We start from the raw sequence: 13351 nt of genomic DNA on the forward strand, positions 1-13351 counted from the left end.
GTCACCGTAGGTTCGTTCGCCCGGTGAACGACATGGGACGATCCAGCCAAGGTTGCGTACAGTTGAGGACGAAATGACCCAAACCCCCGATCGACTCGGCTCCGAGGTGAATGTCCCGTTACGGGCCGTGGTCGGCAACCCGGAACTGGCACTCGACCCGGTCGTGGAGACGCTGCGGCCGGACGCGCTCGATGCCCCGGTGCGCTGGGCCCACGTCAGCGAGTTGCGCGACCCGGCGCCGTACCTGCTCGGGGCGGAGCTGCTGCTCACCGCCGGGGTGAACCTTCCGGCGGAATCCGCCGAGGTCGACCGCTACGTCCGGCGGCTGGCCGACAGCGGGATCTCCGCGCTGGGATTCGGGCTCACGCCCGGCACTCACGAGACGCTGCCGCCGCCGTTGCGGTCGGCGTGCGCGCGGCACGGATTGCCGCTGCTGATCGTCCCCCCGCGGACGCCCTTCCTGGCGATCAGCCGGGCGGTGTCGGTCGCGCTGGCGGAGGCGGGACAGCGGGAGCAACGGCGGATCGCGGCCGCGCGCGAAGCGCTGACCAGGGCGGCCGGTGACGGCCTCGGCGAACTGGCGAGCGCGCTGGCCGGGCGGCTGCGGGCGTGGGTGGCGCTGGTCGGCGTCGGCGGCGTCCTCGCCGCCGATCACGGAGCGCCGTCACCGTTGCCGCCGGAGGTCGGGGAGCTGCTCGCCACGCTGCGGTCGGGCCGGGGCATCCGCAGCGCGACCACGGAACTGGCCGACGGCACACACGTCGTCGGGCAACCGGTGTACCCGCAGGCGACGGCGTCACATCTGGTCGTGGTCGGCCGCGCCGCCCGCTTCGACGGCGCGGACCGGGCGATCCTGTCGGTCGGGGCGGCGCTGCTCGGACTGGCGGGCCGGGCGGGTTCGGACGCGGCCGGACTGGGCGCCACCGCGACCGCGTTGCTGCTGGGCGGAACCGGCGTGCTCGGCGAAGACGAACGCCGCCTGGTCGCCGGGATCGCTTACCGCCGGGGGCCGAACGAGGTCGCCGCGCGCTACGACTGGCTGCGCGCCCGGCTCGACACCCCGCTGGTGCGGCTGCTGCCCGGACCGCGGTTCACCGCGATCGTCCGCGAGGCACCCGAGATCGAGGATCTCGACCGGCTGCGCGCCGACGGCTGGCTGGCAGTGGTGAGTTCGCCTGTTCCGCCCGAGCGGCTCCCCGAGGCGGCCACCGAGGTGGACCTGCTGCTGCGGCGGGCGGCCGCGCTGGAACGGCCGGTGGTGGCGGAGGCGTCCGGGCTCGGCCTGGACGCGCTGATCGCTCCCGGCGCGGCGGCCGGGTTCGCCGCCAAAGCGCTGGCGCCACTGCGGGAACTCGACGGCAAAGGCGACCGCGCCTTGGTCGAGACCCTGCGGACCTGGCTCGCGCACCACGGCGGCTGGGACCGGACGGCCGCCGAACTGGGGGTGCACCGCAACAGCGTCCGGCACCGGATCGGGCAGATCGAACGGGCGCTGGGGGTGGACCTGGCCGATCCGGAGATCCGGATGCGCCTCTGGTTCGCCCTGCGCTGGGGCTCGTGAGTCCGATCAGGTCACTCTCAGGTAAATGTGGCAACGTGGTCTCGTGCGAATTCTGGTAGTCGAAGACGAAGAACCCCTCGCCGACGCGATCGCACGCGGCCTGCGGCGCGAGGGGATGGCGGTGGACATCGCGCTCACCGGGGACGACGGGCACGAGAAGGCCGCCGTCACCCGGTACGACGTCGTGCTGCTCGACCGCGACCTGCCCGGCATGTCCGGTGACGACCTGTGCCGCGAGATCGTCGCGTCCGGCGAGCTGACCCGCGTGCTGATGCTCACCGCGAGCAGTTCCGTGTCGGACCGGGTCGACGGGCTTTCCCTCGGCGCCGACGACTATCTCGCCAAGCCGTTCGCGTTCCCCGAACTCGTCGCGCGCGTGCGGGCGCTGGGCCGCCGCGCGACCCCGGCCGCGCCGCCGCTGCTGACCTCGGGCGACGTCGAACTGGATCCGGCGCGGCGGACCGTGCGCCGCGCGAGCGGGCCGGTCGAGCTGACCCGCAAGGAGTTCGGCGTGCTGGAGGTGCTGCTGTCGGCCGCCGGTTCGGTCGTCAGCAGCGAGGAACTGCTCGAACGCGTGTGGGACGAGAACGCCGATCCGTTCACCACCACCGTCCGGGTCACCGTGATGACGTTGCGGAAGAAACTCGGCGAGCCGGGGATCATCGAAACGGTCGTCGGCTCCGGATATCGCGTGCCGGAGCAGGGGACCGCACGCGGGTGAACCGGTCCGGCGCCCGTAGCCTGCGCGCGCGGGTCACGCTGCTCGCGACCGGGCTGGTGGCGCTGGTCAGTCTCCTGTTGCTCTGGCTGACCTGGAATCTGGTCGGCGACGCGGTTTCGGCCGTTCCGCGACTGCCGCCGGGCACCACCGTGCGGGTCGACGGTATCGACGTCGACGCCTCCGCCGTCACCGAGCATCTGCGGGTGTACTCCCGGAACCGGGTGCTGCTGTTCGGCGCGGTCGCGTTCTGTTTCGTCGTGCTGGCGGCGGGGATCCTCGCGTGGACTTTCACCGCGCGGGTCCTGCAGCCGCTGCGTGAGATCACCGGCACGGCGAGGCGTCTCTCGATCGAGTCGATGGGGGAGCGGATCGGTGAGGTCCGCACCAAGGACGAGCTCGCCGAACTGGCCGAGACCTTCGACGACATGCTCGACCGTCTGCAGGCCGCGTTCGACGCGCAACGGCATTTCGTCGCGAACGCCAGCCACGAACTGCGGACGCCGCTCGCGGTCATCCGCACCGAACTCGACGTCACCCTGTCCGACGAGAACGCCGACGAGGCCGAACTGCGGCGGATGGCCGAGGTGGTCCGCGACGCGACCGAACGGGCCGAGCGGCTGGTCGGCTCGCTGCTGCTGCTCGCGCGCACGGACGGCGCGGGACTGGCGGCCAGGGAACCGGTCGATCTCGCGGTGATCGTCGCCAGTGCTTGGCGGGCGGTGCGGGCCGAAGCGGAGAAACGCGGTATCCGCGCCGAATTCGCCACCCCTGGCGCGCCGACGTTCGGTGATCCCGCGCTGCTGGAACGGATCGCGGGCAACCTGCTGGAGAACGCGGTGCGGCACAACGTCGACGGCGGCTGGCTGGACGTCGTCACCCAGGCCGGTCCACAGTGGTCGGTGCTGCGGGTGCGTTCGTCCGGCGGCCTGCTCGACCCGGCCGCGGTCCCCGAGCTGTTCGAACCGTTCCGCCGCGCGGGTGTCGCGCGGACCGCCCGCACCGGCGCCGGGCTGGGGCTCTCCATCGTGCGGGCCGCCGTCGACGCCCACGGTGGCACGGTGTCCGCGGAACCCGTGGTGGGCGGTGGCCTTTCGGTGACCGTCCACCTGCCCGCTCTGCCTTGACCCGCCGACGGGGTTACGGTTCAAGGATGGTCCCCAGTATCAGGCTGAACAACGGAACGTCCCTGCCCCAGCTCGGATTCGGGGTGTACAAGATCGGCGACGACGAGGTCGCCGGCGCGGTCCGCACCGCCATCGAGGCCGGTTACCGCGCCATCGACACGGCGACCCTGTACGCCAACGAGCGGGGTGTCGGCGAGGCCGTCCGCACCAGCGGGCTGCCGCGTGAGGAACTGTTCGTCACCACGAAACTGTGGAACACCGAGCACGGATACGACTCCGCGTTGCGCGCCTTCGACACCAGCCTTCGCGAACTCGGTCTCGAGTACGTCGACCTGTACTTGATCCACTGGCCGCTGCCGTCGCAGGACAAATACGTGGAAACGTGGCGGGCACTGGAAAAGATCGCCTCCGACGGCCGGGCGAAGGCGATCGGCGTGTCGAATTTCCAGATCCCGCATCTGGAGCGGCTGATCGAGGAGACCGGGACGGTGCCGGCGGTCAACCAGATCGAGTGCCACCCGTGGCTGCAGCAGCCGCTGCTCCGGAAATTCCACGAGAAACACGAGATCGTCACCGAGGCGTGGGGTCCGCTGGCGCGCGGCGGGGAGCTGCTCATCGACGAGAAGATCACCACGATCGCGAAAAAGCACGGCAAGACACCGGCGCAGATCGTGCTGCGCTGGCATATCGAGATGAATCATTTGGTGATCCCGAAGTCCGTGACGCCGCAACGGATCGCGGAGAACATGGACGTCTTCGACTTCGCTCTCGACGCGCACGACGGTGCCGCGATCGCGACCCTGGAGCAGGGAAAGCGGCTGGGGCCGGACCCGGACACGCTCTCCTGAGCCCGCGTTCAGTGAAAGCATGGGCGACGCTACGCCTACCGGACGTCCACGAAGACCGGGTTCCCGTAGAGCCACAGGTCCTCGAACGGGTTGGATCGCCCGATGACGTCGGCGCTCGGCTCGATGCCGCCGGGCACGTGCTTCTTGCCGTCCGTGCCGCGGGTCCGCACGAAGAACGGCTCACGCACGTCGCGGAAGGTGTGCCGGAAGGCGACCTGCCGTCCGGGCGCCCATCGCGGTTCGAAGGACTTCACCACCCGCGTGCCGGGAGCGGTCTGGGTGTCGGGGTCGGCCGCGGGGCCGGTGACCGGTCCCGCGATGAGGTCGAGCCGCGCGAGCCGGGGGATCGCGCCGCCGCCGTTGGGCCGGGCCGCGAGCCGCGCCGAGAGCACGACCGTGACGTCGTCCCCGCGCCGGACCCGGAGCCTGCCGCCCATGGTGGCCGAGCTCCAGCCGCTGTGCGCGCCGAACTCCAGTTCCTGCGCCAGCCCGCCGTGGACCACCCAGACGCGGCCGGCGCGCAGACCCTCCAGCACCCCTTCGTGGCTCTTGCGCGTCACGCCGACGACGGTCCGGCTGAACTCGGCGGGGGCGAAGTCCGCGTATGGGGGCAGAGTCTGCGGGACGCCGGTGTCGATCGGGTCCGGGTAGTTGCCGTGCTCGTCGTAGTACCCGTCGGGAACGCCGGGCCGCACGAGGGTGTCACCGCGGTTGTAGTGGGAGTCGGAGTTGCTGGTGATCCACCACGGCTTTCCTTCGGCGAGCAGGGAATCCCACAGCCCGCCGACGGTCGCGGTGCTCCAGTCGAAGCCGCCATGGGTGCGGTAGGCCGAATCCGGGAAGCCCGGCCACGAGTTCGAACCGGGTGAGTTGCCGTATCCGCCACGCGCGCCACCGCCGCTCCCGAGCGGTTTCGGGAAGCCATCGGCCTGGGCTCCCGGCGCGCCTTCCATCCCGATGACGATGCCGGGCGCGGCGTCGCGCAGCGCCCGGATCTCGTGCGGGGCGATCCGGCCGTTGCGCAGCGGATGGTTGATCACCACCACCGGCGCGTGGATCCGCCGCGCGCGTTCCTCGGCCGCGAGCCAGCGGATCGCCGCGACGGCCAGTGCCTCGTTCGACGGCGTGCCGGGTTCGGTGCCGGTCAGCCGCCAGTCGAAGGCGCGTTCGAACTCACGCAGTTTCGCCGCCTGGTCGGCGCCTGCCTGAAAGAACAGTGTCGCGTGCTCGGCGCCCGGCACGTTCCACTCCATGCCCTGCCACAGCAGGAGATCGCGGTGTTCGCGCTGCGCAGCCCTGACCGCGGCGTTCGTCCGTTCCACGGAAGACTTCTCGTGCGCGGCGTGGCCGTGATCGGTGATCACCGCCCAGTCGGCGCCGTGACGGCGCGCGGCGACGGCGATTCCGTCCACTGTGTACATCGCGTCGTAGGAGTACTGGGTGTGGATGTGGTGATCGCCCACCAGCCACCGGTAGCGGTCCCGGCCGAAAAGGCGTCTGACATCGATGTCGAGGTCCAGCTCGAGGTCGAGGGCTTCGGCCGGGGCCGTGGCGGCGAGCGGCGCGCCCACGGCCGCCGCGGACACGAGGCCCGCCCGCTTGAGGAATCCGCGCCGGTCCACGTGCTCGCTGTTCATCGTGCTCCTGCCTGGAAGGTTCTCGAGTCGGCAGGACGGTAGAGAGCTCGGCTGAACGGGTGGTGTCCGAACGGCCAACGGACGGCGCCGTGTGATGATCGTCCCTGTGGAAGAACCGCAACGGAAACCCTGGGTACCGCGATGGTTGTTCTGGGTGATCGGCGTGGCCGCCGTGCTGATCGCCGGAGCCGTGGCCACGACGGCGATCGTGATGTTCGACAGGTTCGGCACGAAGATCGCGCCACCGTCCTCGTCCGCCGTGGCCTTGCCGCGCGACGCCGAACCCGTACCGCTGGGCGGCCGGGAGCTTTGCGGCAAGCGACTGATGATCTCCGCGGAGACCGACGAGGCCATGCGGGCGATCGCGCAGGCACTCCGGGAGGAGCCGAAGGCGCGCCGCGTGCTGACCGAGACCAAGAAGGAATCGTACGAGCGGTTCAAGAAGCTCTTCGCGAACGATCCGGAGCTGGTGCGGCTCACGCGGCCGGAGGTGCTCCCGGCGGTCGTGCATCTCCTGCCCGTCGCGGGAACCGACTTCCCTGCCTTGGCGGACGAACTACGGCGGCGCTTCCCCGAAGCGCAGAAGGTCGACGTGCTCGATCCCGCGGCCATCGCGGCCGAGATGACCGTGACCCCGCCGCCGTGCCCACCGGAGGGCGAACGCTGAAGACCCGGCTCTCCGGAGGATGGCCGGAGAGCCGGGTTGTCCTGCTACATGTCCCGGTTGGCCGGGGTGACGCCGAAGTCGCGGTTGTCCACTCCGGTGATCCGGACGCTGCCGGTCTCGTCGCCGGTGATGCGGACGCTGTCGTCAGCGCTCGCCACTCCCGCTCCGAGCATCATTCCCAGAACCGCCGCGCCGGCCCCCAGGCCCACGCGCACGACGATCTTCTTCATCGTTCCTCCCAGTGTGTTCTCTTCCCCAGTACCTGGAAACCCAGGTGTGGGTGAGTGTTCCGGAAATCGCACGCACGCGCCACAAAGTCGGCGAAATACCCGAAAATCCACCGTCGGCGATCAGGAGATCGCCGACGGTGGCTTTTCGGCCGGAGGTCAGGGGAGCGGAACGCTCGCCACACCCGGGGCCAGGAACGGCTTGCCGTTGACCTTCTCGGACACCCCGGCCCGATCCAGGTACGGCGTGATGCCACCGAGCCAGAACGGCCAGCCCGCACCGAGGATCAGGCACAGGTCGATGTCCTGCGCTTCGGCGACCACACCCTCGTCGAGCATGATCCGGATCTCCTCGGCGATCGCGGCCAGCGCGCGGTCACGCACCTGCTCGGACGTCGACGGCGAGTCGCCGCGCCGCCAGAGTTCCGCGACCTCGGGATCGACGGTGGCGTTGCCCTGCGCGTCCCACTGCCAGACGCCCTTCTTGCCCGCCTTGACGAAGCGGTCGAGGTTCTCGCTGACGGTGAACCGGTCCGGGAACGCCTCGTGCAGGGTTTCCCCGACGTGCAGGGCGATCGCCGGGCCGACCAGCTGCATCAGCGTCAGCGGCGTCATCGGCAGGCCCAGCGGTTCGAGTGCCTTGTCCGCGACCTCGAACGGCGTGCCCTCGTCTACGGTCACCAGCACCTCGCCGAGGAACCGCAGCAGCAGCCGGTTGACCACGAACGCGGACGCGTCCTTGACCAGCACACTCGACTTCTTGAGCTGCTTGCCGAGCGCGAACGCGGTGGCCAGGGTGGCGTCGTCGGTCTTCTCCGCGCGGACGATCTCCAGCAGCGGCATCACCGCGACCGGGTTGAAGAAGTGGAAACCGACCACGCGCTCCGGGTGCTTCAGCTGCGACGCCATCGCGGTGATCGACAGCGACGAGGTGTTCGTCGCCAGGATCGCCTCGGGGGAGACGTACTGCTCCAGGTCGGCGAACACCTTCTGCTTGACGCCCAGGTCCTCGAACACCGCTTCGATCACGAAGTCGGCGTCGGCGAACGCGGCCTTGTCGAGCGAGCCGGTGACGAGCGCCTTCAGCCGGTTCGCGCCGTCCGGCGAGACCCGCTTCTTGGCCAGCAGCTTGTCGATCTCACCGTGCACATAGGACACACCTTTGTCGACCCGTTCCTGGTCGACGTCGGTGAGCACCACCGGCACCTTGAGGCGGCGGACGAACAGCAGCGCCATCTGGCTGGCCATCAGGCCCGCGCCGACGATGCCCACCTTGTTCACCTTGCGCGCCAAGGATTTGTCCGGCGCGCCGGCCGGCCGCTTCGCCCGCTTGTTGACCAGGTTGAACGAGTACAGCCCGGCGCGCAGCGTGTCGTCCATGAGCAGCTCGGCGAGCCCGTCGGTCTCGGCCGCGTAGCCGCGGTCCAGATCGTTCTCGCGCGCCAGCTCCAGCAGTTCGACGGCCTTGGTCGCGCCGGGCGACGCGCCCTTCGTCCGGCCGTCCACGATGGACTTGGCGCGGGCGATCGCGGCGTCCCAGCCCGCGCCGCGGTCGATCTCGCGGCGGGCGGGGGTGATCTCGCCGTTGACGACCTTCGCCAGCCACAGCAGGGACTGCTCGAGGTAGTCGGCCGAACCGAAGACCTCGTCGACGATGCCGAGCTCCGCCGCCTGCGCGACCTTGAGCATCTTGTTCTGCGCCAGCGCGTTCTCGATGATCACGGTGACCGCGGCGTCCGGCCCGATCAGGTTCGGCAGCAGCTGTGTACCGCCCCAGCCGGGGAACAGGCCGAGGAAGACCTCGGGGAACGCGATCGCGGCGGTGTTCTCCGACAGCGTGCGGTAGTGGCAGGAGAGCGCGAGTTCGAGCCCGCCACCCATCACCGCGCCGTTGATGAACCCGAACGTCGGGATCTCGGTCTCGGTGAGCCGGCGGAACACGTCGTGCCCGGTCTGCGCGATCTCCCGCGCCAGCGCGGGATCCGCGACCGCTTCGACACCGGAAAGGTCGGCGCCCACGGCGAAGATGAACGGCTTCCCGGTGACCGCGATCGCGGCGGGCTCGGCCGCGAAGGCGGCGTCGATCGCGGCGTTGAGGCTCACCAGACCCTGCGGTCCGAAGGTGTTCGGCCGGGTGTGGTCGTGGCCGTTGTCCAAGGTGATCAGTGCGACCGGCTTGTCCAGGCCGGGCACCTTCACCAGGCGCGTGACCGCGTTCGTGACGACCTCGTCGGGGAAAGCGGCTTTCGCCTGCTCAGCGGTGAAAGTCATTACTTCGCCCCCTCGGAGCCGTTGTAGGCCGGGTTCTCCCAGATCACAGTGCCGCCCATGCCGATCCCGATGCACATGGTGGTCAAGCCGTAGCGCACATCGGGGCGCTCGGCGAACTGACGCGAGAGCTGCGTCATCAGCCGCACCCCGGACGACGCGAGCGGGTGACCGCAGGCGATCGCGCCACCCCACTGGTTGACGCGCGGGTCGTCGTCGGCGATGCCGAAGTGGTCGAGGAAGGCGAGCACCTGGACGGCGAACGCCTCGTTGATCTCGAACAGGCCGATGTCGTCGATCGACAGACCGGTGCGCTTGAACAGCTTCTCGGTGGCCGGCACCGGGCCGATGCCCATGACCTCCGGCTCGACACCGGCGAAGGAATAGCCGACGAGCCGCATGCCGATCGGCAGGCCGAGTTCGCGGGCGGTGTCCTCGTCGGCGAGCAGCGCGGCGGTGGCGCCATCGTTGAGCCCGGCCGCGTTGCCCGCGGTGATCCGGCCGTGCGGCCGGAACGGCGTCTTCAGCCCGGCGAGCTGCTCGACCGTGGTACCCGGGCGCGGCGGCTCGTCTTCGGTCGCCAGACCCCAGCCCAGTTCCTTCGAACGGGTGGCGACCGGGACCAGCTCGGGGCCGATCTTGCCGGTCTTCACGGCTTCGGCGTACTTCTCCTGGCTGCGCGCGGCGTACGCGTCGGTGCGCTGCTTGGTGATCTCGGGGAACCGGTCGTGCAGGTTCTCCGCGGTCTGGCCCATCACCAGCGCCGTCGGGTCGACGAGCTTGTCGGCGATGATGCGGGGGTTCGGGTCGACGCCCTCGCCCATCGGGTGGCGGCCCATGTGCTCGACGCCGCCGGCGATGGCGATGTCGTAGGCGCCGAAGCCGATTCCGCTCGCGGTGGTGGTGACGGCGGTCATCGCACCGGCGCACATGCGATCGAGTGCGAAACCGGGCACCGACTTCGGCAGGCCCGCCAGCAGCGCGGCGGTGCGGCCGATGGTCAAGCCCTGGTCGCCGATCTGGGTGGTGGCGGCGATCGCCACCTCGTCGACCCGCTCGGGCGGCAGCTCGGGATGCCGCCGCAGCAGTTCACGGATGGCGTTGACGACGAGGTCGTCGGCACGGGTGCCGGCGTACATGCCCTTTTCGCCTGCCTTGCCGAAGGGCGTTCGCACCCCTTCGACGAAGGCGACATTGCGTACCGACCGCGCGTTCGGCGCGAGCGGTGTTGCTCCTGCGGCCACGAATGCTCCTGAAGTAGAGGTAGTCCTGACCGCACCCTAGCCCCGGTTACCCGTCGGTAACCAGGATGGTGGCCCGGTCGAGTGGGGGAAGGCACACTCCCGGGGCATCGGGCGGGGTCGGGGTCGGCCGCTTGGCCGATCCGGGGGTGGTCAAGAAGTTGCTATGTTCGAAGTGATCAGGGGGAGGGATCACGATGACATCGCCGGGTCCGGCCGTCACCCGTCGTGGGCTGCTGGGGATGGCGGTCCTCGTACCGCTGGCCGCGTGCACTCGAGGGACTCCGCCCGCGAAGCCGTCCGTTCCCGCGCCGCCTCCGCCGCCTTCGACCGCCCGGCAATTCCACAACCGCTTGCTGGAGCTGGAGAGGAAGTTCGACGCCAGACTCGGCGTGTACGCACTCGACACCGAGAGCGGCGGAACGGTCGAACACCGCGCCGACGAGCGCTTCGCGTTCTGTTCGACGTTCAAAGGGGTCGCCGCCGCCGCGGTCCTGCAGCGCAACCCGTTGTCACACCTGGAAACCCGGGTCACCTACGCCCGGGGAGACCTGATGAAACACGCCCCGTCACCGGACAGCACGTGGCCACCGGCATGACGATCCGCCAGCTGTGCGACGCCGCCGTCCGGTTCAGCGACGGAACCGCGGGCAACCTGCTGCTGCGCGATCTCGGCGGACCCGCGGAGCTGACGGCCTTCGCCCGCGGCCTCGGCGACACCGTCACGCGGATGGACCGGGTCGAACCGGCGATCACCGAGGCCACGCCGGGCGATCCACGCGACACCACGACACCCCGGGCGTTCGGGACCGACTATCAGAAGATCGTCCTCGGCGATGCGCTGACGGCCGACAAACGCGGCTTCCTTCGCGATCTGCTCCAGCGCAACGTCACCGGCGCCCAGCGGATCCGCGCGGGCCTGCCCGCCGGCTGGACCGTCGCCGACAAGACCGGGACCGGCGACTACGGCACGATGAACGACTTCGCGATCGTGTGGCCGCCGGGCAAGGCGCCGATGGTCGTGGCGATCATGTCGAGCAAGGCGGCCAAGGACGCTTCCTACGACGAGGCGCTGCTCGCCGAGGCCACGAAGTACGTGATCGAAGCGCTTGCTGTGGCGTAGGTGCCGGGGCCTGCGGCAATCAGCCGCGTACCCTCGGAGTACATGATGGCCCCCTTCCTTGCGCCTAGCGCAAGGAAGGGGGCCATCATGTACTGGGGAAGCCTTATCACGCCACCCCGCCACTGACGGGCCGCTCGCCTAATTGCCGGTGGCACTCGGGAGCAACGCGGGGCAGCCGTTGGTGACATAGGTCGGGTCGTACTCGAAGTGCCATTTCTCGTTGTCGTAGCGGCGGCACCAGCCCAGCGCGCCGCCGTTCTTGTCCACCCACGACGCCGAATTCAGCGGCTGGATGTCGACGGCGATGCCCTTGACGTGCATGGACGTCTCCGGCTGCAGTGCCCACTTCTTGGCCTGCTCCACCGAGCCGAACCGCTCGACGGCCTTGTCGAACTCGCGCTGCTGCTGTGCCCGGCTGCGCTTGCCGTCGTTCACGCAGAGCGTGATGTTCTGGGCTTTGGCCTTGGCGCGCAGGGTATTCCACGCGTCGACCACGTCCGGGCGCATGCCGAAGGTCTCCTCGTCGACATAACGTTTGTCGACGGCGCACGTCGGTCCCGTCTCGGGGCCCGGGACTTCTTCGAGGATCGCGAGCGGCTGCCCGGCCACCGGCTTGACGGCGAACGGCAGACCGCCGGTGGCCCCCAGCGACACCATCGCGATCCCGACGAGTCCCAGCGCCACGAGCACGCTGATCGCGGTCCTGCGGCTGGTGGTGAATGTGGTGGACACCACTCCGAAGTTACCTCGTCACCGGAGGGCCGCCAGGGTTTGTGACCTTCTTCCCAGAACGCCCCGGCAGGCCAACCAAATCGGGAAACGCCTGGTGAACGACTAGCTTGCTAGCATCGGTTCATGGGTGACGAGGAGGTCAAGCAGTTCAACGTGTACCTGCCGATCGGGCTGATCAAGCAGGTCAAGTTCCGTGCCATCGAGTCGGGCTCGTCCCTGTCGGCGCTGGTCGCCGACGCCCTGCGCGCCTACCTCGATGAAGACGACGAAGACAAGGAGAACTGACATGGCGTTCGAAGGAATCGAAGCGGTCTTCCTGAAGACAAGGAACTGGGGGCCAGACCGCGAAGTTCTTCCAGCAACTCGGCTTCGGGCTGGAACTCACCAGCGGCGACGGTTCCGGGGTCTTCCGCAACGGCGAGGGCTCTGACGACGTCGGTCAAAGCCATCCGGGCTGTCCGTTGGCGATGAACCTGATGGTGGCGTGGCGGAGCTGGTCGAGGAAGTCGGTCAGGTCCGGGGTGAGAGGGGCGAAGTCGAAGTCGCGAGAGGCGACTCGAGACCGGTAGATCGTGCCACCCTGGCTGATCGCGTAGAGTATTCCTCCACCATCGCTGCCGAAGACCACTCCCTGGGTGGACTCAGGAAGACAGACCGGGCCTTGCTTTGTGAGCTCGTTCAGCACGTGGTCGAGTGGGTGGACGAAGTATCCATTGCCGATGTCGGGCAACAAGACCTCGTGAATCGTTCGGTAGAACACGGTGAGGGTGGCAGGCGGGTCAGGGTGGGAGTTGGACTCTCTGGCTGATGGACGGTCTCCGGCGGGGGCGATCCGGTTCTCGCCTGGCGGGTAGCCGTATGTGGCCTCGAATGTGGTGAGGAGTGACGTCAGGGCACGGTTGATGTCGTTGCGCCAGGAAGTCAGCCAGGCTTGGTCCAGGGTATGTGCGTTCATGTGGTTCATGGTCCTCTGTCTTTTTCGTCCACCAGCAGGGTTCAGAGCGGTCGAGCGCCGGCTGGCTTCAGCGGCGTAGGTGGTCCAGTCACCACTGCTGGCTCGTGATCGGACTCTTCCTCCCGGTGATGCTGTACCTGCGGACGGTGCTGCACTTCAGCGCGCTCGTCGCCGGGCTGGTGATGGCACTCGCGATGGTGGTGTCGGCGGTCCTCTCGCCGGGTCGCGGACCGGTTCGGCGGCAAGT

The 13351-nt window shown here is 69.3% G+C and carries 12 protein-coding genes and 1 pseudogene; 7 read left to right on the forward strand and 6 right to left on the reverse strand.

The features are described from left to right. The first annotated feature begins 73 nt into the window (after positions 1-73). From AVL48_RS39715 to AVL48_RS31015, 4 genes are read left to right on the forward strand one after another with little or no spacing between them, the layout of a single operon-like run. Entirely contained in the window at positions 74-1561 is a 1488-nt protein-coding gene (locus tag AVL48_RS39715; RefSeq protein ID WP_177242267.1) for a PucR family transcriptional regulator, read from the forward strand. Between the two features lie 43 nt (positions 1562-1604). Continuing rightward, positions 1605-2282: a response regulator transcription factor gene (locus AVL48_RS31005; protein WP_007033550.1), complete on the forward strand. Its 678-nt coding sequence runs from the start codon at positions 1605-1607 to the stop codon at positions 2280-2282. Next, positions 2279-3406: a sensor histidine kinase gene (locus AVL48_RS31010; protein WP_061988703.1), complete on the forward strand. Its 1128-nt coding sequence runs from the start codon at positions 2279-2281 to the stop codon at positions 3404-3406. Before AVL48_RS31005 ends, AVL48_RS31010 begins: the two co-directional genes overlap by 4 nt. A 26-nt stretch (positions 3407-3432) precedes the next feature. After that, positions 3433-4254 carry an aldo/keto reductase gene (locus AVL48_RS31015; RefSeq protein WP_061988705.1) on the forward strand — a complete coding sequence of 274 codons (822 nt, stop codon included), beginning with the start codon at positions 3433-3435 and terminating at the stop codon, positions 4252-4254. Positions 4255-4289: 35 nt separating this feature from the next. On the opposite strand, the gene AVL48_RS31020 is transcribed toward AVL48_RS31015, so the two are convergent. Next, complete coding sequence (locus AVL48_RS31020) at positions 4290-5891, reverse strand: CehA/McbA family metallohydrolase domain-containing protein (RefSeq protein ID WP_061988707.1); 1602 nt, start codon at positions 5889-5891, stop codon at positions 4290-4292. A gap of 106 nt (positions 5892-5997) precedes the next feature. On the opposite strand from AVL48_RS31020, the gene AVL48_RS31025 reads away from it, so the two are divergent. After that, a complete protein-coding gene (locus tag AVL48_RS31025; protein ID WP_074975729.1) occupies positions 5998-6558 on the forward strand; it encodes a permease-like cell division protein FtsX in 561 nt (186 codons plus the stop codon). Positions 6559-6602: 44 nt separating this feature from the next. On the opposite strand, the gene AVL48_RS31030 is transcribed toward AVL48_RS31025, so the two are convergent. The 3 genes from AVL48_RS31030 to AVL48_RS31040 form a co-directional block, all read right to left on the reverse strand. Continuing rightward, the gene (locus AVL48_RS31030) at positions 6603-6788 is read right to left on the reverse strand and encodes a hypothetical protein (RefSeq protein ID WP_061988711.1); all 186 of its coding nucleotides are present in this window, start codon (positions 6786-6788) and stop codon (positions 6603-6605) included. A 156-nt stretch (positions 6789-6944) separates the two neighbouring features. Continuing rightward, on the reverse strand, positions 6945-9056 hold the full coding sequence (locus AVL48_RS31035; RefSeq protein WP_061988713.1) for a 3-hydroxyacyl-CoA dehydrogenase NAD-binding domain-containing protein: 2112 nt from the start codon (positions 9054-9056) through the stop codon (positions 6945-6947). Then, the gene (locus tag AVL48_RS31040) at positions 9056-10297 is read right to left on the reverse strand and encodes a thiolase family protein (RefSeq protein ID WP_061988715.1); all 1242 of its coding nucleotides are present in this window, start codon (positions 10295-10297) and stop codon (positions 9056-9058) included. The genes AVL48_RS31035 and AVL48_RS31040 overlap by 1 nt, the downstream gene beginning before the upstream one ends. Positions 10298-10491: 194 nt before the next feature. Between AVL48_RS31040 and bla the strand changes: the two are divergent. Further along, positions 10492-11417, forward strand: a pseudogene (bla, locus tag AVL48_RS40890) (class A beta-lactamase). A 138-nt stretch (positions 11418-11555) separates the two neighbouring features. Here the strand turns inward: bla and AVL48_RS31050 are convergent. Beyond that, entirely contained in the window at positions 11556-12152 is a 597-nt protein-coding gene (locus AVL48_RS31050) for a D-alanyl-D-alanine carboxypeptidase family protein (protein WP_061988717.1), read from the reverse strand. Positions 12153-12272: 120 nt separating this feature from the next. On the opposite strand from AVL48_RS31050, the gene AVL48_RS31055 reads away from it, so the two are divergent. Further along, entirely contained in the window at positions 12273-12434 is a 162-nt protein-coding gene (locus AVL48_RS31055; protein WP_061988719.1) for a ribbon-helix-helix domain-containing protein, read from the forward strand. A 154-nt stretch (positions 12435-12588) separates the two neighbouring features. On the opposite strand, the gene AVL48_RS31060 is transcribed toward AVL48_RS31055, so the two are convergent. Next, positions 12589-13113 carry a hypothetical protein gene (locus tag AVL48_RS31060; protein ID WP_061988721.1) on the reverse strand — a complete coding sequence of 175 codons (525 nt, stop codon included), beginning with the start codon at positions 13111-13113 and terminating at the stop codon, positions 12589-12591. Between the last annotated feature and the right edge of the window lie 238 nt (positions 13114-13351).

The organism is Amycolatopsis regifaucium, assembly GCF_001613935.1.
GTDB classification, from domain to species: domain Bacteria; phylum Actinomycetota; class Actinomycetes; order Mycobacteriales; family Pseudonocardiaceae; genus Amycolatopsis; species Amycolatopsis regifaucium.

What these genes read in the sequence shown, in the direction of transcription:
- AVL48_RS31035 (WP_061988713.1), bottom strand. Translation starts at nt 9,056, where the DNA reads ATGACTTTCACCGCTGAGCAGGCGAAAGCCGCTTTCCCCGACGAGGTC.
- AVL48_RS31055 (WP_061988719.1), top strand. Translation starts at nt 12,273, where the DNA reads ATGGGTGACGAGGAGGTCAAGCAGTTCAACGTGTACCTGCCGATCGGG.
- AVL48_RS31030 (WP_061988711.1), bottom strand. Translation starts at nt 6,788, where the DNA reads ATGAAGAAGATCGTCGTGCGCGTGGGCCTGGGGGCCGGCGCGGCGGTT.
- AVL48_RS31015 (WP_061988705.1), top strand. Translation starts at nt 3,433, where the DNA reads ATGGTCCCCAGTATCAGGCTGAACAACGGAACGTCCCTGCCCCAGCTC.
- AVL48_RS31020 (WP_061988707.1), bottom strand. Translation starts at nt 5,891, where the DNA reads ATGAACAGCGAGCACGTGGACCGGCGCGGATTCCTCAAGCGGGCGGGC.
- AVL48_RS31060 (WP_061988721.1), bottom strand. Translation starts at nt 13,113, where the DNA reads ATGAACCACATGAACGCACATACCCTGGACCAAGCCTGGCTGACTTCC.
- AVL48_RS39715 (WP_177242267.1), top strand. Translation starts at nt 74, where the DNA reads ATGACCCAAACCCCCGATCGACTCGGCTCCGAGGTGAATGTCCCGTTA.